This is a genomic window from Curtobacterium sp. MCPF17_001 (genome assembly GCF_003234615.1).
Taxonomy (GTDB): Bacteria; Actinomycetota; Actinomycetes; order Actinomycetales; family Microbacteriaceae; genus Curtobacterium.
In genome coordinates this window covers 84,873-109,920 of sequence record NZ_QKSL01000011.1, presented here as the reverse complement: position 1 = coordinate 109,920, position 25,048 = coordinate 84,873, and the positions used below count along the sequence as shown (strand labels likewise).

At 69.6% G+C, this 25,048-nt stretch carries 34 protein-coding genes; 30 read left to right on the top strand and 4 right to left on the bottom strand.

Annotation, left to right across the window (positions count from 1 at the left end):
- Positions 1-2 precede the first annotated feature (2 nt).
- The 22 genes from rplC to map all read left to right on the top strand — a co-directional run bounded on the left by rplC (position 3) and on the right by map (position 12,289).
- Entirely contained in the window at positions 3-656 is a 654-nt protein-coding gene (gene rplC / locus DEJ24_RS11700; protein ID WP_110903570.1) for a 50S ribosomal protein L3, read from the top strand.
- A 2-nt stretch (positions 657-658) separates the two neighbouring features.
- Positions 659-1,318, top strand: coding sequence for a 50S ribosomal protein L4 (gene rplD / locus DEJ24_RS11695; protein ID WP_110903569.1), 660 nt, complete (start codon positions 659-661; stop codon positions 1,316-1,318).
- Positions 1,315-1,614, top strand: coding sequence for a 50S ribosomal protein L23 (gene rplW, locus DEJ24_RS11690; RefSeq protein ID WP_110824245.1), 300 nt, complete (start codon positions 1,315-1,317; stop codon positions 1,612-1,614). Before rplD ends, rplW begins: the two co-directional genes overlap by 4 nt.
- An 18-nt stretch (positions 1,615-1,632) precedes the next feature.
- On the top strand, positions 1,633-2,472 hold the full coding sequence (gene rplB / locus DEJ24_RS11685; RefSeq protein ID WP_110903568.1) for a 50S ribosomal protein L2: 840 nt from the start codon (positions 1,633-1,635) through the stop codon (positions 2,470-2,472).
- A gap of 11 nt (positions 2,473-2,483) precedes the next feature.
- Positions 2,484-2,765 carry a 30S ribosomal protein S19 gene (gene rpsS, locus DEJ24_RS11680; RefSeq protein ID WP_017885529.1) on the top strand — a complete coding sequence of 94 codons (282 nt, stop codon included), beginning with the start codon at positions 2,484-2,486 and terminating at the stop codon, positions 2,763-2,765.
- A 25-nt stretch (positions 2,766-2,790) separates the two neighbouring features.
- Positions 2,791-3,183, top strand: a complete 393-nt coding sequence (gene rplV / locus DEJ24_RS11675) for a 50S ribosomal protein L22 (RefSeq protein WP_110903567.1) — start codon at positions 2,791-2,793, stop codon at positions 3,181-3,183.
- Positions 3,183-3,995, top strand: a complete 813-nt coding sequence (gene rpsC, locus DEJ24_RS11670; protein WP_110903566.1) for a 30S ribosomal protein S3 — start codon at positions 3,183-3,185, stop codon at positions 3,993-3,995. The genes rplV and rpsC overlap by 1 nt, the downstream gene beginning before the upstream one ends.
- A 2-nt stretch (positions 3,996-3,997) precedes the next feature.
- A complete protein-coding gene (gene rplP / locus DEJ24_RS11665; RefSeq protein WP_110903565.1) occupies positions 3,998-4,417 on the top strand; it encodes a 50S ribosomal protein L16 in 420 nt (139 codons plus the stop codon).
- Positions 4,417-4,737 (top strand): 50S ribosomal protein L29, encoded by a 321-nt coding sequence (gene rpmC, locus DEJ24_RS11660; protein WP_110903564.1) that lies wholly within the window; start codon positions 4,417-4,419, stop codon positions 4,735-4,737. Before rplP ends, rpmC begins: the two co-directional genes overlap by 1 nt.
- A complete protein-coding gene (gene rpsQ, locus DEJ24_RS11655) occupies positions 4,737-5,021 on the top strand; it encodes a 30S ribosomal protein S17 (RefSeq protein ID WP_110903563.1) in 285 nt (94 codons plus the stop codon). Before rpmC ends, rpsQ begins: the two co-directional genes overlap by 1 nt.
- Positions 5,022-5,052: 31 nt before the next feature.
- The gene (gene rplN / locus DEJ24_RS11650) at positions 5,053-5,421 is read left to right on the top strand and encodes a 50S ribosomal protein L14 (RefSeq protein ID WP_110903562.1); all 369 of its coding nucleotides are present in this window, start codon (positions 5,053-5,055) and stop codon (positions 5,419-5,421) included.
- A 3-nt stretch (positions 5,422-5,424) separates the two neighbouring features.
- Entirely contained in the window at positions 5,425-5,778 is a 354-nt protein-coding gene (rplX, locus tag DEJ24_RS11645; protein ID WP_110903561.1) for a 50S ribosomal protein L24, read from the top strand.
- Positions 5,778-6,368: a 50S ribosomal protein L5 gene (gene rplE / locus DEJ24_RS11640; RefSeq protein ID WP_110903560.1), complete on the top strand. Its 591-nt coding sequence runs from the start codon at positions 5,778-5,780 to the stop codon at positions 6,366-6,368. The genes rplX and rplE overlap by 1 nt, the downstream gene beginning before the upstream one ends.
- A 158-nt stretch (positions 6,369-6,526) precedes the next feature.
- Entirely contained in the window at positions 6,527-6,925 is a 399-nt protein-coding gene (gene rpsH / locus DEJ24_RS11635) for a 30S ribosomal protein S8 (RefSeq protein WP_110903559.1), read from the top strand.
- 6 nt (positions 6,926-6,931) lie between these two features.
- Positions 6,932-7,468 (top strand): 50S ribosomal protein L6, encoded by a 537-nt coding sequence (gene rplF / locus DEJ24_RS11630; RefSeq protein ID WP_110903558.1) that lies wholly within the window; start codon positions 6,932-6,934, stop codon positions 7,466-7,468.
- A 2-nt stretch (positions 7,469-7,470) separates the two neighbouring features.
- A complete protein-coding gene (gene rplR / locus DEJ24_RS11625) occupies positions 7,471-7,848 on the top strand; it encodes a 50S ribosomal protein L18 (RefSeq protein WP_110824233.1) in 378 nt (125 codons plus the stop codon).
- A complete protein-coding gene (gene rpsE / locus DEJ24_RS11620) occupies positions 7,845-8,717 on the top strand; it encodes a 30S ribosomal protein S5 (RefSeq protein ID WP_111078767.1) in 873 nt (290 codons plus the stop codon). The genes rplR and rpsE overlap by 4 nt, the downstream gene beginning before the upstream one ends.
- Positions 8,717-8,902 carry a 50S ribosomal protein L30 gene (rpmD, locus tag DEJ24_RS11615; protein WP_022906355.1) on the top strand — a complete coding sequence of 62 codons (186 nt, stop codon included), beginning with the start codon at positions 8,717-8,719 and terminating at the stop codon, positions 8,900-8,902. Before rpsE ends, rpmD begins: the two co-directional genes overlap by 1 nt.
- Entirely contained in the window at positions 8,899-9,363 is a 465-nt protein-coding gene (rplO, locus tag DEJ24_RS11610) for a 50S ribosomal protein L15 (RefSeq protein ID WP_110903556.1), read from the top strand. The genes rpmD and rplO overlap by 4 nt, the downstream gene beginning before the upstream one ends.
- Before the next feature lie 177 nt (positions 9,364-9,540).
- Positions 9,541-10,863: a preprotein translocase subunit SecY gene (gene secY / locus DEJ24_RS11605; protein WP_110824231.1), complete on the top strand. Its 1,323-nt coding sequence runs from the start codon at positions 9,541-9,543 to the stop codon at positions 10,861-10,863.
- Positions 10,860-11,450, top strand: coding sequence for an adenylate kinase (locus tag DEJ24_RS11600; RefSeq protein WP_110903555.1), 591 nt, complete (start codon positions 10,860-10,862; stop codon positions 11,448-11,450). The genes secY and DEJ24_RS11600 overlap by 4 nt, the downstream gene beginning before the upstream one ends.
- Before the next feature lie 59 nt (positions 11,451-11,509).
- Positions 11,510-12,289, top strand: coding sequence for a type I methionyl aminopeptidase (map, locus tag DEJ24_RS11595; RefSeq protein ID WP_375334707.1), 780 nt, complete (start codon positions 11,510-11,512; stop codon positions 12,287-12,289).
- Positions 12,290-12,478: 189 nt separating this feature from the next.
- Here the strand turns inward: map and DEJ24_RS11590 are convergent, their stop codons facing one another.
- Entirely contained in the window at positions 12,479-13,753 is a 1,275-nt protein-coding gene (locus DEJ24_RS11590; protein ID WP_111078765.1) for an LCP family protein, read from the bottom strand.
- Positions 13,754-14,084: 331 nt separating this feature from the next.
- Between DEJ24_RS11590 and infA the strand changes: the two genes are divergently transcribed.
- From infA to DEJ24_RS11555, 7 genes are all read left to right on the top strand, one after another.
- Positions 14,085-14,306: a translation initiation factor IF-1 gene (gene infA / locus DEJ24_RS11585; RefSeq protein WP_017885509.1), complete on the top strand. Its 222-nt coding sequence runs from the start codon at positions 14,085-14,087 to the stop codon at positions 14,304-14,306.
- Positions 14,307-14,376: 70 nt separating this feature from the next.
- On the top strand, positions 14,377-14,493 hold the full coding sequence (gene rpmJ, locus DEJ24_RS11580) for a 50S ribosomal protein L36 (RefSeq protein ID WP_111073925.1): 117 nt from the start codon (positions 14,377-14,379) through the stop codon (positions 14,491-14,493).
- Between the two features lie 226 nt (positions 14,494-14,719).
- Positions 14,720-15,094, top strand: coding sequence for a 30S ribosomal protein S13 (gene rpsM, locus DEJ24_RS11575; protein WP_110903552.1), 375 nt, complete (start codon positions 14,720-14,722; stop codon positions 15,092-15,094).
- Positions 15,095-15,103: 9 nt separating this feature from the next.
- On the top strand, positions 15,104-15,502 hold the full coding sequence (gene rpsK, locus DEJ24_RS11570; protein WP_110824227.1) for a 30S ribosomal protein S11: 399 nt from the start codon (positions 15,104-15,106) through the stop codon (positions 15,500-15,502).
- A 188-nt stretch (positions 15,503-15,690) separates the two neighbouring features.
- Positions 15,691-16,686, top strand: a complete 996-nt coding sequence (locus DEJ24_RS11565; protein ID WP_110903551.1) for a DNA-directed RNA polymerase subunit alpha — start codon at positions 15,691-15,693, stop codon at positions 16,684-16,686.
- Positions 16,687-16,750: 64 nt separating this feature from the next.
- A complete protein-coding gene (rplQ, locus tag DEJ24_RS11560; RefSeq protein WP_111078764.1) occupies positions 16,751-17,323 on the top strand; it encodes a 50S ribosomal protein L17 in 573 nt (190 codons plus the stop codon).
- Between the two features lie 135 nt (positions 17,324-17,458).
- Positions 17,459-18,649, top strand: a complete 1,191-nt coding sequence (locus DEJ24_RS11555) for an FUSC family protein (protein ID WP_111078763.1) — start codon at positions 17,459-17,461, stop codon at positions 18,647-18,649.
- A 5-nt stretch (positions 18,650-18,654) separates the two neighbouring features.
- On the opposite strand, the gene DEJ24_RS11550 is transcribed toward DEJ24_RS11555, so the two are convergent.
- Positions 18,655-19,833 carry a hypothetical protein gene (locus tag DEJ24_RS11550; RefSeq protein WP_111078762.1) on the bottom strand — a complete coding sequence of 393 codons (1,179 nt, stop codon included), beginning with the start codon at positions 19,831-19,833 and terminating at the stop codon, positions 18,655-18,657.
- An 83-nt stretch (positions 19,834-19,916) separates the two neighbouring features.
- Here DEJ24_RS11550 and DEJ24_RS11545 point away from each other — a divergent pair, with 83 nt between their 5' ends.
- Complete coding sequence (locus DEJ24_RS11545) at positions 19,917-23,219, top strand: BTAD domain-containing putative transcriptional regulator (protein ID WP_111078761.1); 3,303 nt, start codon at positions 19,917-19,919, stop codon at positions 23,217-23,219.
- Here DEJ24_RS11545 and DEJ24_RS11540 read toward each other — a convergent pair.
- Positions 23,188-24,033 carry an ABC transporter permease gene (locus DEJ24_RS11540; RefSeq protein WP_111078760.1) on the bottom strand — a complete coding sequence of 282 codons (846 nt, stop codon included), beginning with the start codon at positions 24,031-24,033 and terminating at the stop codon, positions 23,188-23,190. The genes DEJ24_RS11545 and DEJ24_RS11540 overlap by 32 nt on opposite strands.
- Positions 24,030-25,031 carry an ATP-binding cassette domain-containing protein gene (locus tag DEJ24_RS11535; protein WP_111078759.1) on the bottom strand — a complete coding sequence of 334 codons (1,002 nt, stop codon included), beginning with the start codon at positions 25,029-25,031 and terminating at the stop codon, positions 24,030-24,032. Before DEJ24_RS11535 ends, DEJ24_RS11540 begins: the two co-directional genes overlap by 4 nt.
- Positions 25,032-25,048: the final 17 nt, after the last annotated feature.

The window sequence follows — 25,048 nt, the reverse complement described above, 5'->3', positions numbered from 1 at the left end:
TCATGGCGAACTCAACCAAGACCGTCAAGGGCCTCCTCGGCAAGAAGCTCGGGATGACCCAGGTGTGGGACGAGAACAACAAGTTCATCCCCGTCACCGTGATCGAGGTCGGCCCGAACGTGGTCACCCAGATCCGCAACATCGAGCGCGACGGCTACGAGGCGATCCAAATCGCCGCGGGCCAGATCGACCCCCGCAAGGTGAACAAGCCGGCCGCTGGCCACTTCGAGGCCGCCGGTGTCACGCCGCGACGCACCCTCACCGAGATCCGCACGAACGACTCCGCGGAGTACTCGCTCGGTCAGGAGCTGACCGTCGACACGTTCGAGGCCGGCCAGAAGGTCGACGTCGTCGGCACCAGCAAGGGCAAGGGCTTCGCCGGTGTCATGAAGCGTCACAACTTCGCCGGTGTCTCCGCCTCGCACGGTTCGCACCGCAACCACCGCAAGCCCGGTTCCATCGGCGCCTCCTCGACCCCGTCGCGTGTCTTCAAGGGCATGCGCATGGCCGGTCGTATGGGTGGCGACCGCGTGACCGTCCTCAACCTCACGGTCCACGCCGTCGACGCCGAGAAGGGTCTGCTGCTCGTCAAGGGCGCCGTCCCCGGTGCTCGTGGCCGTTCCGTCTTCGTCCGCACCGCCGTGAAGGGTAAGTGATCATGGCCACCACGACCGCAACCACGATCGACGTCCTCGACGCCTCGGGCGTGAAGTCCGGCTCCGTCGAGCTCCCCGCAGCGATCTTCGACGTCGAGACCAACGTCCCGCTCATCCACCAGGTCGTCACCGCGCAGCTCGCCGCCGCGCGTCAGGGCACCCACAAGACCAAGAACCGTGGCGAAGTCCGCGGTGCCGGTCGCAAGCCGTTCAAGCAGAAGGGCACCGGCCGCGCCCGTCAGGGTTCGGTCCGCGCCCCGGAGCACACCGGTGGTGGCGTCGTCCACGGACCGACCCCGCGTGACTACTCGCAGCGCACCCCGAAGAAGATGATCGCCGCAGCTCTGCTCGGCTCGCTCTCGGACCGTGCCCGCGGTGGCCGCATCTCCGCTGTGGAGGGCTTCGTCGAGGCAGAACTGCCGTCGACCAAGACCGCCCGCACGCTGCTCGAGAAGGTCGCACCCGTCAAGCACGTGCTCATCGTGCTCGAGTCGGGCGACGAGCTGACGCTCAAGAGCGTCCGCAACCTGCCGAACGTCCACGCGCTCTCGTACGGCCAGCTGAACGCCTACGACGTCCTCCGTGCGGACGCCGTCGTCTTCAGCAAGAGCGCCCTCGACGCCTTCATCGCGTCGAAGACCGCGAAGGAGATCACCGCATGAGCGGCTTCAACAAGGACCCGCGCGACATCATCATCTCGCCGGTCGTGTCGGAGAAGAGCTACGGCCTCATCGACCAGGGCAAGTACACGTTCCTCGTGGACCCCCGTGCGAACAAGACCGAGATCAAGCTCGCGATCGAGAAGATCTTCGACGTCAAGGTCGCCGGCATCAACACGCTGAACCGTCCGGGCAAGACCCGCCGGACCAAGTTCGGGATCGGCAAGCGCAAGGACACCAAGCGCGCCATCGTGACGCTCAAGTCCGGTTCGATCGACATCTTCACGGCTGTCGGCTGAGGACCAGAGGGATAAATCATGGCTATTCGTAACTACAAGCCCACGACCCCCGGTCGTCGCGGCTCCTCGGTCGCCGACTTCGCCGAGATCACCCGTTCCACCCCGGAGAAGTCCCTGCTGCGCCCGCTGCCGAAGACCGGTGGCCGGAACAGCTCGGGTCGCATCACGACGCGTCACATCGGTGGTGGCCACAAGCGCCAGTACCGCGTGATCGACTTCCGTCGTGCCGACAAGGACGGTGTCGACGCGAAGGTCGCACACATCGAGTACGACCCGAACCGCACGGCGCGCATCGCGCTCCTGCACTTCGTGGACGGCACCAAGCGCTACATCATCGCGCCGAACAAGCTCAAGCAGGGCGACGTCGTCGAGACGGGCCCCGGCGCCGACATCAAGCCCGGCAACAACCTGCCGCTGCGCAACATCCCCGTGGGTACGGTCGTGCACGCGATCGAGCTCCGCCCCGGTGGCGGCGCCAAGCTCGCCCGCTCCGCCGGCGCCTCGGTGCGTCTCGTCGCCAAGGACGGCCCCTACGCGCAGCTCCGTCTGCCGTCGGGTGAAGTCCGGAACGTCGACGCCCGCTGCCGCGCCACGATCGGCGAGGTCGGCAACGCCGAACAGTCGAACATCAACTGGGGCAAGGCCGGCCGCATGCGCTGGAAGGGCGTCCGCCCGACGGTGCGTGGTGTCGCGATGAACCCGGTCGACCACCCGCACGGTGGTGGTGAAGGCAAGACCTCCGGTGGCCGTCACCCGGTCAGCCCGTGGGGCCAGTCCGAGGGCCGTACGCGCAAGCCGAACAAGCCGAGCGACAAGCTCATCGTCCGTCGCCGTAACGCCGGCAAGAAGCGCAAGTAGGAGTTCCGAAGATGCCACGCAGTCTGAAGAAGGGCCCCTTCGTCGACGAGCACCTGCTCCGCAAGGTCGTCACGCAGAACGAGGCCAACACCAAGAACGTGATCCGCACGTGGTCGCGACGGTCGATGATCGTCCCGAACATGCTCGGTCACACCATCGCGGTGCACGACGGCCGGAAGCACATCCCGGTGTTCGTCACCGAGTCGATGGTCGGTCACAAGCTCGGCGAGTTCGCGCCGACCCGCACCTTCCGCGGCCACGTGAAGGACGACAAGAAGGGCCGTCGCCGCTAAGGCGGCGACGAAGAGGAGGAACGAAATGGTGGAGTCGATCGCACGCGTGCGACACATCCGCGTCACGCCTCAGAAGGCCCGTCGCGTCATCCAGCTGATCCGCGGCAAGCAGGCCCACGAGGCGCTCGCCATCCTGAAGTTCGCCCCCCAGGGCGCTTCGGAGCCCGTGTACAAGCTGGTCGCCTCGGCGATCGCGAACGCACGGGTCAAGGCGGACTCGACGAACAGCTTCCTTGACGAGCGCGATCTCTACGTGAGCAGCGTCTTCGTCGACGAGGGCACGACCCTGAAGCGGTTCCAGCCGCGCGCCCAGGGCCGCGCCTTCCGCATCAACAAGCGCACCAGCCACATCACGGTCGTCCTCGCGACGCCGGATGAGGCCGAGGCCGCCGCGACGAGCAAGAAGGCGAGCAAGTAATGGGCCAGAAGGTCAACCCGTACGGCTTCCGTCTCGGGATCACGACGGACCACATCTCCCACTGGTTCGCCGACAGCACGAAGAAGGGTCAGCGTTACGCCGACTTCGTGGCCGAGGACGTCAAGATCCGTCAGTTCCTGACGAAGAGCCTCGACCGCGCGGGCGTTGCCCGCATCGAGCTGGAGCGCACCCGTGACCGCGTCCGCGTGGACATCCACACGGCGCGCCCGGGCATCGTCATCGGTCGCCGCGGCGCCGAGGCCGAGCGCATCCGGAGCGAGCTCGAGAAGCTCACCAAGAAGCAGATCCAGCTCAACATCCTCGAGGTCAAGAACCCCGAGACCGAGGCCCAGCTCGTCGCGCAGGGCATCGCCGAGCAGCTCTCCGCTCGTGTCGCGTTCCGACGCGCCATGCGCAAGGGCCTGCAGGGTGCGCAGCGCGCCGGTGCCAAGGGTGTCCGCATCCAGGTGTCGGGCCGCCTCGGCGGCGCCGAGATGTCCCGTTCGGAGTTCTACCGCGAGGGCCGCGTGCCCCTGCACACCCTCCGCGCGAACATCGACTACGGCTTCTACGAGGCCCGGACCACGTTCGGCCGCATCGGCGTGAAGGTCTGGATCTACAAGGGCGACATCACGAACAAGGAGCTCGCTCGCGAGCAGGCGAACCAGCGTTCGTCCCGCCCGGAGCGTCGTGGCGGCGGCAACGACCGTCGTGGCGGCGGCCCCCGTGGCGACCGCAACGACCGCGGTGGCGACCGTCGCGAGCAGCAGGCCCCGCAGGACGCGCCGGCCGGCGCAGGAGTTGAGGCGTAACCATGCTTATCCCCCGTCGAGTCAAGCACCGCAAGCAGCACCACCCGAAGCGTTCGGGTCAGGCGACCGGTGGCACGAAGGTCTCCTTCGGTGAGTACGGAATCCAGGCGCTCACCCCGGCCTACGTGACCAACCGTCAGATCGAGTCCGCTCGTATCGCCATGACGCGTCACATCAAGCGTGGCGGCAAGGTGTGGATCAACATCTACCCGGACCGCCCGCTGACCAAGAAGCCGGCTGAGACCCGAATGGGTTCCGGTAAGGGTTCGCCCGAGTGGTGGGTCGCCAACGTCAAGCCGGGTCGCGTGCTCTTCGAGCTCGCCGGTGTGAGCGACGACGTCGCTCGCGAGGCACTGACCCGTGCAATTCACAAGCTGCCCCTCAAGGCACGCATCATCAAGCGCGAGGAGGGCGACGCATAATGGCGATCGGTTCCAAGGAGCTCCGTCCGACGGAGCTCGACACGTTCGAGAACGAGCGTCTCGCTGACGAGCTGAAGAAGGCCAAGGAGGAGCTGTTCAACCTCCGCTTCCAGTCGGCCACCGGCCAGCTGGAGAGCCACGGCCGTCTCCGTGCCGTCAAGCGCGACATCGCGCGCATCTACACCGTGCTCCGTGAGCGCGAGCTCGGCATCCGTGCCACGCCCGCGCCCGTCGAGACCGCCCCGAAGGCCAAGAAGTCGTCGAAGAAGGCCGAGAAGCCGGCTGAGTCGACCGAGGCCGCGACCGCCGAGGAGAACTGATGGCCACCGAAGAGAAGGACTCCGCCGCCGTCACCCGCGGCTACCGCAAGACCCGTCGTGGCTACGTCACGAGCGACAAGATGGACAAGACGATCGTCGTCGAGGTCGAGGACCGCGTGAAGCACCCCCTCTACGGCAAGGTCATCCGTCGCACGTCGAAGGTCAAGGCCCACGACGAGCAGGGTTCCGCCGGCATCGGCGACCTGGTCGTCATCAGCGAGACCCGTCCCCTCAGCGCCACGAAGCGCTGGCGCCTGGTCGAGATCCTCGAGAAGGCCAAGTAGGCCTCGGCCCGCTTCGGAATAGGAGACAGCAGTGATTCAGCAGGAATCCCGCCTGAAGGTGGCTGACAACACGGGCGCCAAGGAGATCCTCACCATCCGTGTTCTCGGCGGCTCGGGTCGTCGCTACGCCGGCCTCGGTGACGTCATCGTCGCCACGGTGAAGGACGCCATCCCCGGCGGCAACGTGAAGAAGGGTGACGTCGTCAAGGCGGTCATCGTTCGCACCAAGAAGGAGACCCGTCGTGCCGACGGCTCCTACATCAAGTTCGATGAGAACGCGGCAGTGATCCTCAAGGCTGACGGCGACCCGCGCGGTACGCGCATCTTCGGGCCGATCGGTCGCGAGCTCCGTGACAAGAAGTTCATGAAGATCATCTCGCTCGCGCCGGAGGTGCTGTAAGCCATGGCGAACATCAAGAAGGGTGACCTGGTCCAGGTCATCACCGGTGCCACGCAGGAGCGTGGCGGCGACCGCGGCAAGCAGGGCAAGGTCATCGAGGTCCGCGGCGACCGTCTGGTCGTCGAGGGCATCAACTTCGTGACCAAGCACGTCCGCGTCGGTCAGACCCAGCGCGGTTCGAAGACCGGTGGCATCGAGCAGCACGAAGCTCCGATCCACGTGTCCAACGTCGCGATCGTCGACCCGACGACCAAGAAGCCGACCCGCGTCGGTTTCCGCAACGAAGAGGTGGAGAAGGACGGCGTCACCAAGACCGTCCGCGTCCGCTACGCCAAGAAGTCTGGTGAGAAGCTCTGATGACTGACACGACTGCCGCGACGACTGAGAAAGTTCAGCCGCGCCTCAAGCAGAAGTACCGCGACGAGATCAAGGCGGCGCTGACCGAGCAGTTCGGTTACGCGAACGTCAACCAGGTCCCCGGCCTGGTCAAGGTCGTCGTCAACACCGGTGTCGGTGAGGCCGCGCGCGACTCGAAGATCATCGAGGGTGCCATCAAGGACCTCACGGCGATCACCGGTCAGAAGCCGCAGGTCACGCTGGCCCGCAAGTCGATCGCGCAGTTCAAGCTGCGCGAGGGCCAGGCCATCGGCGCACACGTCACCCTCCGCGGTGACCGTGCGTGGGAGTTCCTGGACCGCCTGCTGTCGCTGGCGCTCCCGCGCATCCGCGACTTCCGTGGCCTGAGCGACCGCCAGTTCGACGGCAACGGCAACTACACCTTCGGTCTCTCGGAGCAGAGCGTGTTCCACGAGATCGACCAGGACCGCATCGACCGCGTGCGTGGCTTCGACATCACCGTCGTGACCACCGCGAAGACGGACGACGAAGGCCGCGCGCTGCTCCGCCAGCTCGGCTTCCCGTTCCGTTCGGGCGAGCAGACGGTCTAAGCTACTCCGGGCGGTGCGGGCCGGAGGAGTTCATCTCCTCCGGCCCGCACGCACGAAGTCACACCGATCCCGGGGAACCGCCCTGGGATCACATCGATCGTCGAGGTCGGCACTCGTGGAACGGGTGATCGAAACCGGACGAAGAACGGATACGCATCATGACGATGACCGATCCGGTCGCAGACATGCTGACCAGATTGCGGAACGCGAACTCGGCGCACCACGACGCCGTCTCGCTTCCGAGCTCCAAGCTCAAGCAGACCATCGCTGACATCCTCAAGCGCGAGGGTTACATCAGCGAGTGGAAGGTCGAGGACGCCCGTGTCGGGCAGACCCTGACCATCGAACTCAAGTACGGCCCCGATCGCGAGCGCTCGATCGCCGGCATCAAGCGCGTCTCGAAGCCGGGCCTCCGTGTCTACGCGAAGTCGACCGAGCTGCCCCGTGTCCTCGGTGGCCTCGGCGTGGCGATCCTGTCGACCTCCTCGGGGCTCCTGACCGACCGCGAAGCCGAGCAGAAGGGCGTGGGTGGGGAAGTCCTCGCCTACGTTTGGTGATCGATCATGTCTCGTATCGGACGTCTCCCCATCGACATCCCGGCCGGAGCGACCGTCTCGGTCGACGGCCAGAACGTCGCCGTCAAGGGCCCGAAGGGCGAGCTCACGCTCGTCATCGCTGAGCCCATCCAGGCCACTGTCGAGGACAACCAGGTCCTCGTCAGCCGTCCGGACGACGAGCGTTCCTCCCGCGCGCTGCACGGCCTGACCCGGTCGCTCATCGCGAACCAGATCATCGGCGTGACCCAGGGCTACTCCAAGGGCCTCGAGGTTGTCGGTACCGGTTACCGCGTGGCCGCCAAGGGCAGCGACCTCGAGTTCGCGCTCGGGTACTCCCACCCGATCACGGTCAACCCGCCGGCAGGCATCAGCTTCGCCGTCGAGGGCAACAACCGGGTCACCGTGAACGGCATCGACAAGCAGCTCGTCGGTGAGGTCGCGGCCAACATCCGCAAGCTGCGCAAGCCCGAGCCCTACAAGGGCAAGGGTGTCCGCTACGCCGGCGAGATCGTGCGCCGCAAGGCCGGAAAGTCAGGTAAGTGATCATGGCCATCGGAACTCGTACTCGAGGCAAGAGCAAGGCGGCAGCCAAGGCCCGCCGCCACAACCGTCTCCGGAAGAAGATCACCGGGACCGAGACCCGTCCCCGCCTCGCCGTCACCCGTTCGTCACGTCACGTGTTCGTCCAGGTCATCGACGACGCGAAGGGTCACACCCTCGCCAGCGCATCGACGATGGAGGCCGACCTCCGCTCGTTCGACGGCGACAAGACCGCCAAGGCCCGTCGTGTCGGCGAGCTCGTCGCCGAGCGCGCGAAGTCGGCTGGCGTCGAGGCCGTGGTCTTCGACCGCGGTGGTAGCAAGTACGCCGGTCGCGTCGCCGCGATCGCCGACGGTGCCCGTGAAGGAGGGCTGAACCTGTGAGCGACATCGCGAACACCAACGACGACGCCGAGGTCAAGGCCGAGGCCACGACCGACGCCGAGGTCGACACGACCGCTGCGGCGCCGACCGAGGCGGACACCGCCACGGAGAGCAGCGACGCTGCCGAGACGACCGACGCAGACGCCAAGGCCCCCGCGGTCAAGGAGCCTGAGGTCCCCGTCGTCGAGCGTCCCGTCGAGACCGCGGCGGGTTCGGCTTCGAACAACCGCGACTCCGTCGACAACCGTGGTCGCCGTGGTGGCGGCAGCGGTGGCGGCCGTGACCGCCAGCAGGGTGGCCGTGGCGGCGACCGCAACGGGCGGGGTGGCGACAGCCAGTTCCTCGAGCGCGTCGTCACCATCAACCGCGTCTCCAAGGTCGTCAAGGGTGGTCGTCGCTTCAGCTTCACCGCGCTCGTCGTCGTCGGTGACGGCAACGGTCTGGTGGGCGTCGGCTACGGCAAGGCCCGCGAGGTCCCGACCGCCATCTCGAAGGGCGTCGAAGAGGCCAAGAAGAACTTCTTCCGCGTCCCCCGCGTCGGCAACACGATCCCGCACCCGGTGCAGGGTGAAGCCGCTGCTGGCGTCGTCCTCCTGCGTCCGGCCGCTGCCGGTACCGGTGTCATCGCCGGTGGTCCGGTCCGCGCCGTTCTCGAGTGCGCCGGTATCCACGACGTCCTGAGCAAGTCGCTCGGCTCGTCGAACACCATCAACATCGTGCACGCCACGGTCGAGGCCCTCAAGCAGCTCGAGGAGCCCCGCGCCGTCGCAGCACGTCGTGGCCTCCCCGTCGACCACGTCGTGCCGGCTCGCCTGCTGCACGCCGAGGCAGCCGCGCGTGCCGCCGCGAACGAGAAGGCAGGTGCCTGATGGCCATGCTGAAGATCACGCAGACGAAGTCCGTCATCAGCGAGAAGCAGTACCAGCGCGACACGCTCCGCAGCCTGGGTCTCAAGCGCATCGGCCGTACGGTCCTGCGTGAGGACAACGCCCAGAACCGCGGGTACGTCGCCACGGTGGCGCACCTCGTGAAGGTCGAGGAGGTCGACGCATGAGCGACGAGAAGAACGAGCGCGTCCAGATCCTGAAGGTGCACCACCTTCGTCCGGCCGCTGGCTCGAAGAAGGACCGCACCCGTGTGGGTCGCGGTGAGGGCTCGAAGGGCAAGACCGCCGGCCGTGGTACCAAGGGTCAGAAGGCCCGGTACCAGGTCAAGGTCGGCTTTGAGGGTGGGCAGATGCCGCTGCACATGCGCACCCCGAAGCTCCGCGGGTTCAAGAACCCGTTCCGCGTCGAGTACCAGCCCGTGAACCTGGACAAGATCGCGGAGCTCTACCCGAACGGTGGCGACGTCACCGTCGCGGACCTGGTCGCCAAGGGCGCCGTCCGCAAGAACGAGAAGGTCAAGGTTCTCGGTCAGGGTGACATCAGCGTGAAGCTCACGGTCACGGTCGACAAGGTCTCGGCATCCGCCGAGGAGAAGATCGTGGCGGCGGGCGGCACCGTCACCAAGTAGTCCCCGTCGGCGGCCCGCGCATTGCGCGCGGGCCGCCGTTACGGTTTCCTTGATGGCAGGCCCGGCAAGACTGCGTCGTTCGACGTGCGTCAACGGGCCACGGGGTCGGCGCTTCCGGCCACGGGCACCTCGCCCGGCTCGACCGGCTCGACCGGTCACAGAAGTTCGGAGTAACTCGTGTTCAGAGCGGTCGCGCGCATCATGCGCACCCCAGATCTTCGCAAGAAGATCGGCTTCACCCTGGCGATCATCGCGCTGTTCCGCCTGGGCTCGTACATCCCCGCACCGTTCGTCGACTACGCCAGCGTCCAGGCCTGCCTGGCGTCCGCGTCGTCCTCCGGCGGGCTCTACGACCTGATCAACCTGTTCTCCGGCGGCGCGCTCCTGAAGCTGTCGGTGTTCGCGCTCGGGATCATGCCGTACATCACGTCGTCGATCATCGTGCAGCTCCTGCGCGTGGTCATCCCGCACTTCGACTCCCTCTACAAGGAGGGTCAGTCGGGTCAGGCCAAGCTGACGCAGTACACGCGCTACCTCACCATCGCGCTGGGCGTGCTGCAGTCCACCACCCTGATCACCGTCGCCCGCTCGGGCGCGCTGTTCGGCACGAGCGCCTCGGCGTCCTGCACGTCGATCATCTCGAACGACAGCTGGTACGCGATCCTGCTCATGGTCATCACCCTGACCGCCGGTACCGGCCTCATCATGTGGATGGGCGAGCTGGTCACCGAGCGCGGCATCGGCAACGGCATGTCGCTGCTCATCTTCACCTCGATCGCCGCGCAGTTCCCGTCGGCCCTCTGGGCGATCGAGCAGTCGCAGTCCTTCGAGCTGTTCCTCTTCGTGATCCTGGTCGGACTGGTGATCATGATGGCCGTCGTGTTCGTCGAGCAGTCGCAACGACGGATCCCGGTGCAGTACGCCAAGCGCATGGTCGGGCGGCGTACGTACGGCGGCAACAACACGTACATCCCGATCAAGGTGAACATGGCCGGCGTCGTGCCCGTCATCTTCGCGTCGTCGCTGCTCTACCTGCCGGCGCTGATCGCGCAGTTCAACCAGCCCTCGGACGGCTCCGCGCCGGCCCCGTGGGTGACCTGGATCCAGAGCAACCTGACCTCGGGTGACAACTGGTTCTACATGGTCCTGTACTTCCTGCTCATCGTCGGCTTCACGTACTTCTACGTCGCGATCACCTTCAACCCCGAAGAGGTCGCCGACAACATGAAGAAGTACGGCGGGTTCATCCCGGGCATCCGTGCCGGACGTCCGACCGCCGAGTACCTCGACTACGTCCTGACCCGGGTGACGTTGCCCGGTGCGCTCTACCTCGGTCTCATCGCACTCATCCCGCTCGCAGCACTGGCGCTGTTCGGGGCGAACCAGAACTTCCCGTTCGGCGGTGCCAGCATCCTGATCATCGTGGGTGTCGGCCTCGAGACGGTGAAGCAGATCGACTCGCAGCTGCAGCAACGTCACTACGAAGGGCTTCTCCGTTGAGCGCACGTCTCGTCATCGTCGGACCTCCCGGAGCCGGGAAGGGCACGCAGGCCGGTCGGATCGCGTCGTCCTTTGGGATCCCCGCGATCTCGACCGGGGACATCTTCCGGAAGAACGTCTCCGAGGGCACGCCCCTCGGTCAGCGTGCGAAGGCGATCATGGACGCGGGCGACTACGTCCCGGACGACCTGACGAACGAGCTGGTCCGCGACCGCCTCGCCGAGTCGGATGCCGCTGACGGGTTCCTCCTCGACGGTTACCCGCGGACGCCGGCCCAGGTCGAGTACCTGGACGGGTTGCTCGCTGAGCAGGGCACCGGGATCGACGCCGTCGTGCAGCTCGTCGCGGACCAGGACGCGCTGGTCGGGCGACTGCTCAACCGCGCGGCCGACCAGGGCCGCGCCGACGACAACGAGCAGACCATCCGCCGCCGCCAGCAGGTGTACCAGGAGCAGACCGCTCCGCTCGTGGCGGTCTACCAGGAGCGTGGGCTGGTCGTGGACGTTGACGGCCTCGGCGCGGTCGACGAGGTCGGCGACCGGATCGCTGCGGCGCTCTCTGCCCGCGGCCTCGCAGCCTCGGTCTGAGTTCCGTGTCGCGTCTCCGGAAGCCATCGATCTACAAGACGCCCGAGGAGCTCCGCGCCATGGTGCGCCCCGGGCTGCTCACGGCGCAGGCGCTCGACGCCGTCCGCGCCGCTGTCCGGCCGGGCGTCACCACGGGTGAGCTCGACGCGATCGCGGAGCGCACCATCCGCGACGGCGGCGGTGTGCCGAACTTCCAGCTGGTCCCGGGCTACCGACACACGCTGTGCGTCTCGGTGAACGACGAGATCGTGCACGGCATCCCGGGGGACCGCACCCTCGAGCCGGGTGACATCGTCTCGGTCGACGCCGGCGCCGAGGTCGACGGGTGGAACGGCGACAGCGCCTTCACCGTCGTCGTGCCCGGTGGTGACGCCGCCACGGCCACGGCGCGTCAGAAGCTCTGCGACACCACCGAACGCGCGCTCTGGCACGGGGTCGCCGCCCTCGCGCACGCGAAGCACCTGCACGAGGTCGGCGCGGCGGTCGAGGACGCCATCGACGAGACCGGTGACTGGGGCATCGTCGAGGACTACACGGGGCACGGCATCGGGCGTTCGATGCACGAGGAACCACCGGTGTTCAACCACCGGGTCCGTGGCGCCGGGCCTGCCGTCAAGCCGGGCTTGGCCGTCGCCATCGAACCGATGGTCACCGCGGGCACGATCGACAGCTCGACCGACGCCGACGAGTGGACCGTGCGGACGCTCGACGGTTCCGACGCCGCCCACTGGGAGCACAGCGTCGCGGTCCACGCCGGTGGGATCTGGGTCCTCACGGCGGCCGACGGTGGTGCCGCCGGCCTCGAGCCGCTCGGCGTGACGCCGGTCCCGGTCCCGTAGCGGACTGCGCCCAGGAGCCGGACGGCCACAGGGTCCACGGAGCCGCGGAACCCGACTCCACCCGCGTCGGGGTCGTGCTTCGCGGCCTGCCGACGCACCGGCCCACATGACGGGAGGCCCGTCGCCTGCTGGCGACGGGCCTCCCGTCGAGTCGTGGACGCGCCGCGTCGTGACCGTGGGCCGTCGGGGTCAGTTCCCCACAGAGCAGGTCTGCTCGGCGGCACTCTGGCCGGTGATGGACGAGGGGAGCGGCGTCGAGGACGGGCTGCTGGTCGTCGTGGTCTCCGGAGCGGGTGTCTCGGGAGCCGTCGTCGCAGCACCGGGCGTCGTCGCGGGGTCCGACGGTGACGCGGAGGCCGACGGGCTCGCGGTGTCGGACGACTCCCGCGAGGCTCGACCCGTGGAGGAGTCGTTGAGCGTCGTCCGCTCGTCCGTCTGCAGGGCGACGTTGAGGGTGTGGGCGTTCGCCTCGTCGACGACCACGCGGGCGGAGTCCGCCGGGTCGTCGACGACGGGGTACTGGACGAACAACATGCTCGACGTGCTCATCCCCCGGAGTGCGGAGGCGAGCCCGACCAGGGTGCGGGTCTGGGCGAGGCCGTCCGAGAGCGTCATGTTCGACAGCGCCGCACCGGCGAGCTTGTAGAGCGTGATCGGGTTCGAGAGCGTGCCGTTCGACGTCACCTGGCGGAGCAGCGCCGACAGGAACACCTGCTGCGAGCTGATCCGCGCCAGGTCGCTGCCGTCGCCGACGCCGTGGCGGGACCGCAGGAAGGCGAGGGCGTCCGAGCCCTGCAGCGAGTGGGCACCGGCGCTGAGGTGCAGCCCCGTGTACGTGTCGTCGATCGGGGAGGCCACGCAGACGTCGACCCCGCCGAGGGCGTTCGACATCTCGATCACGCCGTCGAAGGTGATGAGTCCGGCGTACGGGACCGTCAGGCCGGTGAGGTTCTCGACCGTGTCGACGACGCAGGAGACACCACCGTTCCCGAGCGCCGTGTTGAACTGCGCGGACGACGCCGCCGGGTAGGTGGTGCCGGTCTCCGGGTTGGTGCAGGCCGGGATCGGGACCATGAGGTCGCGGGGGAAGCTGACTGCGGTGAGCTGCTGGTGGTCCTCGGACACGTGGATGAGCATCGTGACGTCGTTCCGGGCGCCCTCGACGTCCTCGTCGGAGTCGAACTGTCCGATGCGGGTGTCGCTGCCGATGAGCAGGATGTTCGCACCGCCCTTGATCGCGGTGACGTCGGCTGTCTTCGCGGTGCTCTGGTCGTCGGTGCTCAGCTGCACGGTCCGCGGTGCGGCGGCGAGCTGCGCTGCGGCGATGGTGGCGACGCTGGTGCCGCTGACCAGCACCACCGCGGCGGCGGCGGCGACGACGGTGAGCAGGGTCGTCCACCCGCGTCGGCGGGGGAGGCGACCGTGTCGCGCGACAGGGCGCGTGCGGCCGGGGGCGTCGGGCACGGGGTTCTCCTTCGGTCACTGCTCCCGTCACCGTACGGCTCCGGGCTCGGTGGCGACGACGGTGTGGCCAGGAGATCCCTGTGGAACAGCGCATCTGCGGACCCGGACGGACGATCCACCCCCTGCACTGGGGTGCATGACCCCTGCCGCACGGGTGCTCACCGCACGCCGGACCGGGGCCCGACGTGCGCAGCGCGGAACCCGCACTTGGCAATCCGCCGACTACCACATAAGATCGATCTTTGGTGTGCCATGCCTTCTGGCGTGGCGCCCGAACCCGCAGACCGGCTCGGGGATCACACCGGTAATCCAACCAAGCGACAGTGAGGCTATGGCCAAGAAAGACGGCGTCATCGAGATCGAAGGCTCGGTGCTCGAAGCTCTGCCCAACGCGATGTTCCGCGTTGAGCTGACCAACGGACACAAGGTCCTCGCGCACATCTCCGGGAAGATGCGCCAGCACTACATCCGCATCCTCCCCGAGGACCGCGTGATCGTGGAGCTGAGCCCGTACGACCTGACCCGCGGCCGGATCGTCTACCGCTACAAGTGATCCGCGAGCTGGAAAGGAACGGCAAGGCGAACCCGCCGAGCACGAAGCCAGCGAGCACGAGGAAGGAACAATGAAGGTCAACCCCAGCGTCAAGGTCATCTGCGAGCACTGCCGCGTCATCCGCCGCAAGGGCCGCGTCATGGTGATCTGCAAGAGCAACCCGCGTCACAAGCAGCGCCAGGGTTAGTCCCTGACGGACCAGCGAGAGCTGCTCCGGAACGGACTCCGGTCCGGTTGCACGACCGGGGCCGCCAGTCGAGAGACTGCCAGCGGCTCGAGCACGACCCACAACTGAACATCGACAACGCAGTGTCAGATCCCGTCCGCACCAGCGGTCGGGGGACACCTCGGGTCGGAGGCCCGGGCACCGGCACTGCGCCACACCTCCATCGACAACAGGAGCAGCCAGCACAATGGCACGTCTAGCAGGCGTCGACATCCCGCGCGAGAAGCGCGTGGAGATCGCACTCACCTACATCTACGGGGTCGGCCGTACCCGCGCCGTCCAGACGCTCGCGGAGACCGGCATCTCCGGCGACATCCGCGTCAAGGACCTCACCGACGACCAGCTCGTCGCCCTCCGTGACTTCATCGAGGGCACCTTCAAGGTGGAGGGTGACCTCCGCCGTGAGGTCGCCGCCGACATCCGCCGCAAGGTCGAGATCGGTAGCTACGAGGGTCTCCGCCACCGTCGCGGTCTCCCGGTGCGCGGTCAGCGCACCAAGACGAACGCTCGTACCCGCAAGGGTCCGAAGCGCACCGTGGCAGGCAAGAAGAAGGCTCGATAGGAGATCACGATGGCTACCCCCAAGACCGCCGCGCGCAAGCCGCGCCGCAAGGAGAAGAAGAACGTCGCTGTGGGCCAGGCCCACATCAAGAGCACGTTCAACAACACCATCGTCAGCATCACCGACCCGTCGGGTGCCGTCCTCAGCTGGGCGTCCTCCGGGGCCGTCGGCTTCAAGGGCTCGCGCAAGTCGACGCCGTTCGCGGCGCAGCTCGCCGCCGAGTCGGCTGCCCGCCAGGCAGCGGAGCACGGCGTCAAGAAGGTCGACGTCTTCGTCAAGGGCCCGGGTTCGGGTCGCGAGACGGCGATCCGTTCGCTCCAGGCCGCTGGCCTCGAGGTCGGCTCGATCAACGACGTGACGCCGCAGGCGCACAACGGGTGCCGCCCGCCGAAGCGCCGCCGCGTCTGACGCGAGGAGCAACCGGCCGTTCCCCGCTCGTTCCCTGACCGGGACGAGTGGGGGCGGCCATTCCTGGTCGTTCGATCGCGCACTCCTGTGCGCGTGATCACAACTGAAACAGACCCGTCGGGGCCCGGCCGGCCCCGTCGTACCGCCAAGTGTCATATAGCGGACACTTCGCCGAAAGGAATTCCACAGTGCTCATTGCACAGCGCCCCACCCTGAACGAGGAGTCCATCTCCGAATTCCGCTCGCGCTTCGTCATCGAACCGCTCGAGCCGGGCTTCGGGTACACCCTCGGCAACTCGCTGCGCCGCACGCTCCTCTCGTCCATCCCGGGTGCTGCCGTCACGAGCATCCGCATCGACGGTGTCCTCCACGAGTTCAGCACCGTTCCCGGTGTCAAGGAGGACGTCACCGAGATCATCCTGAACATCAAGAGCCTGGTCGTCTCCAGTGAGCACGACGAGCCGATCACGGCCTACCTGCGCAAGCAGGGCGCCGGACAGGTCACCGCTGCGGACATCTCCGCGCCGGCCGGTGTCGAGATCCACAACCCGGACCTCGTCATCGCGACCCTGAACGACGCAGCTCGCTTCGAGCTGGAACTGACCATCGAGCGTGGCCGCGGCTACGTCTCGGCGACGCAGAACCGTTCGGAGTTCAGCGAAGCCGGTCAGATCCCGATCGACTCGATCTACTCGCCCGTGCTCAAGGTCACCTACCGCGTCGAGGCGACGCGTGCCGGTGAGCGGACGGACTTCGACCGTCTGGTCGTCGACGTCGAGTCGAAGCCCGCGATCACGCCGCGCGACGCCATCGCGTCGGCCGGTCGCACGCTCGTCGAGCTGTTCGGGCTCGCCCGCGAGCTCAACACGGCGGCTGAAGGCATCGAGATCGGCCCCGCGCCGGTCGACGCCGTGCTGTCGAACGAGCTGCAGACGCCGATCGAGGACCTCGACCTGTCGGTCCGGAGCTACAACTGCCTGAAGCGCGAGGGCATCAACACGGTGTCCGAGCTCGTCGCCCTCTCGGAGACGCAGCTCATGAACATCCGCAACTTCGGCCAGAAGTCGGTGGACGAGGTCAAGGACAAGCTCACCGAGCTCGGCCTGTCCCTCAAGGACACCGTCCCCGGATTCGATGGTGCCCACTTCTACAGCGGGTACGACGAGGACGAGTCCAGCAACTGACCTCGCGCTGACGCGCACGCGCTCCTGACACGGGGCGCACCACCATCACCACTGGAGAACTGACATGCCGAAGCCCACCAAGGGCCCCCGCCTCGGTGGCGGTCCCGCCCACGAGCGCCTGCTCCTGAGCAACCTCGCCAACGCCCTGTTCACGCACGGCCGCATCACCACAACCGAGACGAAGGCCAAGCGCCTCCGCCCGGTCGCCGAGCGGCTCATCACGTTCGCGAAGCGTGGCGACCTGCACGCTCGTCGTCGTGTGATCGCAGCCCTGCGCGACAAGACCGTCGTGCACACGCTGTTCACCGAGATCGCGCCGCAGGTGGCCGACCGCCAGGGCGGTTACACCCGCATCACGAAGCTCGGCTTCCGCAAGGGCGACAACGCGCCGCTCGCCTCGATCGAGCTCGTCCTCGAGCCCGTGTCGAGCACGCCGGCTCCGGTCTCGCGCACGGCTGCTCCGGCCGCCGCAGCGCCGGCCGCGACGGAGTCCGACATCACGGAGGCCCCGGTCGAGGAGACCGAGACCACCGAGGAGTCGGCCCCGGTCGCCGAGGAGACCACGACCGACGCTGCCGCTGAGGTCGAGGCCGACGCCGCCGCCAAGTCGGACGACGCCGCGGACACGTCCAAGTAGTCACACCGCACCACACCGGAGGGCCCTCGCAGCGCAGGCTGCGGGGGCCCTCCCGTGTTCGTGCGTGCACCCGCCCGGCCGGGAGGCACGCCCTGCGCCCCCGGCACGGTGCCGGCCGACGAGACGAGAGCACCCATGCAGTTCCAGCACATCGCCGGGGTCGGCACGCGAGTCTGGCGGTGGAGTCGGAGCTCCGGCACGCAGCCGCGCCTGCTGCACGCCGGCAAGGCCGCCGCCGCCGGAGCACTCGCATGGACGGTCGCCCGGCACGTCCCGGGCGTTGCGTCCGACTACCCGTACTACGCCCCGCTCGGTGCGGTGGTGGCCATGCAGACGACGGTGTTCGCCGGCCTCCGGAGCGGCGTGCAGACCCTGGTCGGCATCGCCCTGGGCATCGCCGTCGCCGCCTTCACGATGTGGGTGGGCGAGCCGGGAGTCCTGGCGGTCGCCCTCGCGGTCGGCGTCGGTGTGCTCGTCGGTGGGTTCCGGATCCTCGGCGAGGGCAGTTCGTGGGTCTCCACGGCGGCGCTCTTCGTGCTGCTCGTCGGCGGCGCCCACGCCGAGGGGTACTCGCTCGGGTACCTCGTGCAGATGGCGGTCGGTGTGGTCGTCGGCCTGCTGGTGAACTTCCTGGTGTTCCCACCGCTGCGCTTCTGGGACGCCGAACGTCGGATCGACCAGGTGAACAGCGTGCTGGCCGAACACCTCGACGGACTGGCCGACGTGCTCGAGCAGGGGCAGCGCGACGAGCGGGCGTGGGACCGCGCGCAGGACCGCCTGGACCGTGCCATCGCCGACGTGCGGAGCCGGGTGTCGATCGCGCAGGAGAGTCGTCGCATCAACCCCCGCGGAGCGCTCCGGGGATCGCGTGCGCGGTTGCAGCGCGACGGTTCCCGGTTCCGCGCACTCGAGCGGGTCGCCTGGTACACGACGGACCTCACCGAACTCGTCGCCCGGTCAGGCCCGGTGTCGTCGAATCTCGGTCGGCCGGACGAGGCGTTCACCGTGCCGCTCACGACGGCGGTCCGGCAGGTGGCGGCGATGATCCGGGGCGACCACCCGCCGGAGGAGGGCGACCGGGCGATCTCCGAACTCGAGCGGGCGCTCGACGCATCGCGCGAGTACCCGTCGGACGTGGCGGTGACCTCGTCCGCGTTGGTGTCGCTCCGCGGCATCGTCGAGTCCGAGCGCCAGGCGACGCAGGACCTGGACACCGCGACCGGGCCCTCGGACGACACGGACCGGCGACCGATCCGCGAGCGGGTCCGCGACCGGGTCGGGCGACGGCCGCGAACGGGCCGTCCGCAGCGCCCCCGGGAGCGGTAGCCGGCTCAGGCGGCCAGCGAGGCCTCCACCCAGCGGACGATCGCCGAGGTGGTGTCCGGCGCGACCGCACGCCAGAGCGCGAAGTGCTCCCAGGTGCCGTCCCGCAGGACGTCCACCGAGCAGAGCATGTCGTCGCAGGTGCGCCAGGCGGCGTCGCCGCTCTCGAGTCCGTCGAGGTCGAGTCGGCCGGACCGGTCGACCGTGCCGCTGCCGAGCCGCTGTTCGAGCACCCACCCGCCGTCGGGCAGGTCGGAGTACGCGGCACCGGTCAGCGGGTAGCGCCCCGAGCCGTCGTAGCGGAAGACACACACGGCGCCCTCGACCCGGTGCATCGCGAAGTCGCCGAGTTCGGCGGCGGTGTCGGTGGCCACGTCGGACGGCGTCGAGAGGTTGACGTCGCTGACGTCGTCCACTCGGCTGCTGTCGCACACCGTCAGTCGGCTGCTCGCTGCGGCATGACCGGTGGACACCGACGCTCCGGCGGAGCCCGCCACGTCCTGCTGCACGTGTCCGAGGAGGGTCCGGAAGGCGGGCAGCACGGCCTCGGGCGTCGCAGCGGCGCTGTCCTGCGCCTGGACGGCCGTGACGTCGACCCAGGCGTCACCGGCCAGGACGCCACCCTGGCACTGCACGCGTGCGGCATCCGTCGCGTCACAGCGGACCTCGGTCGTGGACATGCTCGCGCCCGCGGCGTCGTTCCCGCCCGCAGCCCGGAACTCGGGGGTCGCGTCGGGGAGCACCGACACGTGGACGCCCTGGAACACGGGGTCGTCCCGCCGGGCTTCCGCGACGTCGTCGAGCGTGGCCACCCCGTTGGTGGCCCAGCAGGATGCGCCACCGGCGGCCTGCGCGAACGCCCACGCGCCCAGGGTGTGCGCCTGCCCGGTGAGCGGGTCCTCGACGGCGACGCCCGGGACGACCGCCTCGACCAGGCCACCCGGCAGCAGCTGCGCACAGCTCGGCCATCCGGCGCTGTCCGGGGTACGCCCGAAGGAGATCCGCTGGTCGGCACCCTCCCGGTCGGACCCGGCAGCCCCGTTGTCCGGCGTGGAGGTCGTCCCGCTCGCAGCTCCCGACGTCGGACCCGGCGCGGACGACGAGTCGGTGCCGGAGCAGGCGGTCAGACCGAGGACGACCGTGACCGCGACGGCGGCGGTCGTGATGCGGCGGAGGCGTGTGAACACATGCTCAGGGTACGGGTGGGCACGACGGCAGCAGAGGCCGTTCCCACCACGATCGGGTGACGGGGCGCGCCTAGACTCCGAGCGTGCCCGAGCTCCGTGTCGCCGTCCTCGGTCCGGTGCTCGCCGAGGACCCGACCGGTGCCCTCGTCCCGGTCCCCGGGACGCTGGCTCGGACGTTCCTCACCGCACTCGTCCTGGCGCGTGGCCGCGCCGTGACCACGGAGTCCCTCATCGACGACCTGTGGGCCGACGAACCACCGAGGGGCGCCCGCGCGGCCCTGCAGACGCTCGTCTCGCGCCTCCGCCGCGCCACCGCCGACGGGCTCGTCGTCTCCACCGCGTCCGGGTACGTCCTCGGCGTGGACACCGACGAGACCGACCTCGGTGCGGCCGAACGGATGCTCGGTGGCACCCCGGACGCGCCGGTGCTGCGCGCGGCCCTGGACCGCTGGCGCGGCGAGCCCGGAGGGGACCTCGAGGGTTCCGTCGCCGAGGAGCTCGCCGACCGGGCGGGCGCGGTCCGACGGGACCTCCGTCGTCGGCTCGCCACGGCCCTCCAGTCCAGTGGCGACCCGGATGCCGCCGCAGCCCTCTGGCGCGACGAGGCCGCGGCCGACCCGTTCGACGAGGCAGCCGTCGCCGGGCTGGTCCGTGCCCTCGCCGATGCCGGACAGGCAGCCGAGGCGCTCGCCGTGTTCGCCGCACACCGCGACCGGTTGTCCGACGAACTCGGCGCCGACCCGTCCGCCGACCTGGTGCGGCTCAACGCCGAGGTGCTCCGCAGCACCGGTCCCGTCAGCGGCTCGGTCCGGCGGGTCGGGCTGCGGGCCGCGCCGAACGCGCTCATCGGACGGGAGGCCGACCTCGCCACCGTCACGCGCCTCCTGTCCCAGGCGCGGCTGGTGACGATCCTCGGTGCCGGCGGTCTCGGCAAGACGCGACTCGCGCAGGCCGCGGCGACGACGGTCCCGCCTGCCTGCGGCGTCGTCGTGGTCGAGCTCGCGCCGCTCACCACCGGCGAGGACGTGGTGCCCGCGATCGGTGCGCTGCTGGGGATCGCCGAGGTCCGCAGTGCACGGAGCCTGCGGGACGCCGTGGTGGCCGACCTGCGGAGCCGGGTTGTCCGAGCGCTCGGTGAGGAACCCACCCTGCTCGTGCTCGACAACTGCGAGCACATCCTCGAACCCGTCGCCGCGTTCACCGCCGACCTGCTCGCGGAGCTGCCCGGACTGCGGGTCCTGACGACCTCGCGTGCGCCGCTCGCGGTCGCCGGCGAGGTCGTCGCACCGCTGGCGCCACTGCCGGTGGAAGCCGACGGGGCCGCCGTCCGCCTGTTCACAGACCGGGCACGCGCGGCACGACCGGGTGCGGTGCTGCCGGTCGACGCGGTCCGCCGGATCTGCACCCGGCTCGACGGGTCACCGCTGGCGATCGAGCTGGCCGCCGCGCGGATCCGCGGGATGAGCGTCGACGAGATCGAACGACGACTCGACGACCGTTTCGCGCTGCTCCGCGGTGGCGACCGGTCGGCCCCGGAACGGCACCGGACCCTGCTCGCCGTCATCGAGTGGAGCTGGCGACTGCTCGACGACGGGGCCCGCGACCTGCTGACCCGACTCGCGCTCTTCCCGGACGGCCTGTCCGTCGACGCCGTCGAAGCGGTCGCCGCACCGTCACGGGTGCACGACGCCCTCGACGACCTGGCCGAACTGGTCGAGCAGTCCCTCGTGCAGCTCGTCGAGCAGGAGGGCGAGCCCGTCCGCTACCGCCTGCTCGAGACCGTCCGCGAGTTCGGTGCCGCACGGCTGGAGGAGTCCGGCGCCACCGGGGACGTCCGCGCCGCGATGACCCGCTGGGCCTGCCGGGTCGCGGCCGGACACGACCTGTTCATCGTGCGGACCACGGACCAGGTCGCGCGCTTCCGGGTGCTCGAACGCGAGGCCGACAACCTCGTCACGATGCTGCGCTGGAGCCTGCGCGCAGGGGACGCCGTCGCGGTCGCGCCGCTCTTCTCGGCACTCGCCGGGTACTGGTCGTTCCGCGGGGCGCACGGTGAGGTCGCGGCGATCGCGTCCGACGTCGTGGCCGTCCTCCGCACCGTCCCACCCGAGGCCGAGGCCGAGCACGAGCACGAGACCGCGACCGGCGTGCGGACGGCCGCCGTCCTCGGCCTCGTCATCGCCTGCGCGACCGCCGCCTTCTCCGACCGCCGCACCTCGGTGCGCGCCCGCGCCGCGCTCCGCCGCCTGCGCCGGGCCGGCGTGACCGGCGTCCCGGTGGTCGATGCCCAGGCCGAGCTGCTCCTCACCCTCGGCCGTCGGGCCGCGGGTGAGAGCGCCCTGACCCGACTCCGCGAGGACCCGGACACCGGGGTGGCGTGCCTGGCGCACCTGCTCAGCGCACCGTTGACCGAGAACGACGGTGAACTCGAACGCGCCCTCGGCTTCTCGACCCGCGCGCGGCTGCTCGCCGAGCAGGCCGGTGACGTCTGGACCTCGGGCACCGCGGCCGTCTCGGTGACGCAGCTCGCCGGGCAGCTCGGTCGGTACGAGCAGGCACTCGCCGCGGCGGCCACAGCCCGCGAACGGCTCGAGCAGTTCGGCGCCGAGGACGACCTGGTCGAGGTCGGGTGGAGCGTCGGGTTGAGCGCCGCGGCGACCGGGGACGTCGATCGCGCCCGCTCGTTGGCGGCCGAACTCGCCGCGCTCCCGGCGTCCCCCGGTTCCGGACCGGTCGGTGGCCCGGGTGGCGGCCCCGGCGGGGAGCGGGCACAGATGACGCTGCTCGCGCACGCGGTCCGGGCCGAGGTCGCACGGACCGAGGGGGACCCCGCACGCGCGGTCGTCGAGTACCGGCGTGCCTGGGACCAGGTGGTGCCGCACCGGCGCGAGGCGAGCCAGTGGGTGATGGTCATCGGTGCGGCGCTCCTGGCCGCGCAGGACGAGGCCGCGCAGGACGAGGCGGCGCGGGGCCGGTCCGCCGGGGCCGCAGCGGGCCTCCAGGACGCCGGTCGGGAGGCCCGTGCGGACCTCGCCCGGCAGGTCCGGGTGAGCGCCCTGGTCGCGCTCCGCATGCCGTCGCTGTGGAACGACCTGCCGGTCGTCGGGACGGCCGTCCTCGGCGCCGCGCTCGAGGCGATCGACCGCGGAGTCGATCCGGCCCTCGTCGCCGCTGCCTGGGGCAGTGCGCTCCGTCTGGGTGCCCGACAGGACTTCGCGGTCCTCGGTCACGGACGGCTCCGGCCGCTGGTCGTGGCCGCGGTCGGCGAGGCCCTCGTGGTGGACGCCGAGACGGCCTCGGCCGGGATGTCCCGGGCCGAGGCCGTCGCTGCCGCGCGAGGGGCGCTCGAGGCGGTCAGGCCTTCCGCATGTAGGCCCGGACGGTGAGCGGGGCGAACACCGTGACGACGACCGCTGCGCCGAGCAGGCTCAACCACAGGTCGCCGCCGACCGTGCCGTGGTTGACCAGGTCGCGGACCGCGGTGATGAGGTGCGAGATCGGGTTCACGTCGGAGAACCAGTGCAGCCAGTCCGGCAGCGTGTCCGCCGGGACGAACGCGTTCGACAGGAACGTCAGCGGGAAGAGCACCAGGTTCGAGATGCCCGACACGCTCGACGCGGTGCGGGCGACGACACCGAAGTAGGCGAAGACCCAGCTGATCGCCCAGGCCACGACGACGACGAGCAGGCCGGCGACCAGCACCGCGCCGATGCCACCGGCGGGACGCAGCCCCATGATGAACCCGACGGTGAAGGTGATCGTGGTGGCGATCGCGTAGCGGACGGTGTCGGCGAGCAGCGCTCCGGCGAGCGGGGCGATACGGGCGATCGGCAGCGACCGGAAGCGGTCGAACACGCCCTTGTCCATGTCCTCACGGAGCTGCACGCCGGTGACGATCGACGACGTGATGTTCGTCTGCACGAGGATGCCCGGGATGATGATCGGCAGGTAGCTGCTGACGTCCCCGGCGATCGCGCCCCCGAAGATGTACGTGAACATCACGGTGAACACGATCGGCATGAGCGTCACGTCGAAGAGCTGCTCCGGCGTGCGTCGGACCTTGACCAGGCCGCGGTACGCCATCGTCAGCGACTGTCGGACGGTCGCGGCCAGGCCGGATCCGCCGACACCCGGCCGCGGGGCGACCCGCGGGGCACCCGACGGTGCGGCGGCCAGGTCGGGGGTGGTGAGCGTGCTCATGCGTTGCTCCCTTCGAGCGCGCGGGCGGCGGGTGCAGGCGTGCCAGCGCCCGCCCCCTCGCCGGTGATGGTGAGGAAGACCTCGTCGAGCGTCGGCTTCTGCACGCTCATCTCAGCGAGGGAGATGCCGGCGTCCCGGAAGGACACGAGCAGGTCGGTGACCCGGTCGGGGTCCGCCATCGGCGCGGTCAGGCGGGAGCCCTCCGGGCTCGCCACCGCCGCGGTCCCGAGCACGCGGAGCACCAGGTCGGACGCCTCGGCCAGTCGTGCCGGCGTCGAGTCGGCCAGCCGGAGCTGCAGCGACGCGGTGCCGATCGAGGCCTTCAACTCGTCACTCGTGCCCTCGGCCACGACCCGGCCGTGGTCGATCACCGCGATCCGGTCCGCGAGCTGGTCGGCCTCGTCGAGGTACTGCGTCGTCAGCAGCACCGTCGACCCGGTCGCGACGAGCTCCCGGATCGTGTCCCACATCTGCGCGCGGGTCCGGGGATCGAGGCCCGTCGTCGGCTCGTCGAGGAAGATCAGCGGCGGCTGCGCGATGAGGCTCGCAGCCAGGTCCAACCGTCGGCGCATGCCGCCGGAGAACCCGCGGAGCGGTCGTCGTGCGGCCTCGCTCAACCCGAAGCGCTCGAGCAGCTCCGTCGACTTCCGCTTCGCCTCCGTCCGGGACAGCCCGAGCAGCCGGCCGAAGACGACGAGGTTCTCGGTCGCGCTCAGGGTCTCGTCGACGCTGGCGTACTGGCCGGTCACACCGATGAGCTGCCGCACCACGTGCGGCTCCCGGCGGACGTCGTGGCCGAACACCCGCGCCTCGCCGCCGTCCAGGCGGAGCAGGGTCGCGAGCATGCTGATCGTGGTGGTCTTGCCGGCGCCGTTCGGACCGAGCACGCCGTACACCGTGCCGGCCTCGACCCGCAGGTCGACGCCGTCCACGGCCCGGTTGCTGCCGAACGTCTTCACGAGGCCCGAGGCCTCCACCGCGAGCGGTGTCGTGGTCATCGTCGTGTCCTTCCGTC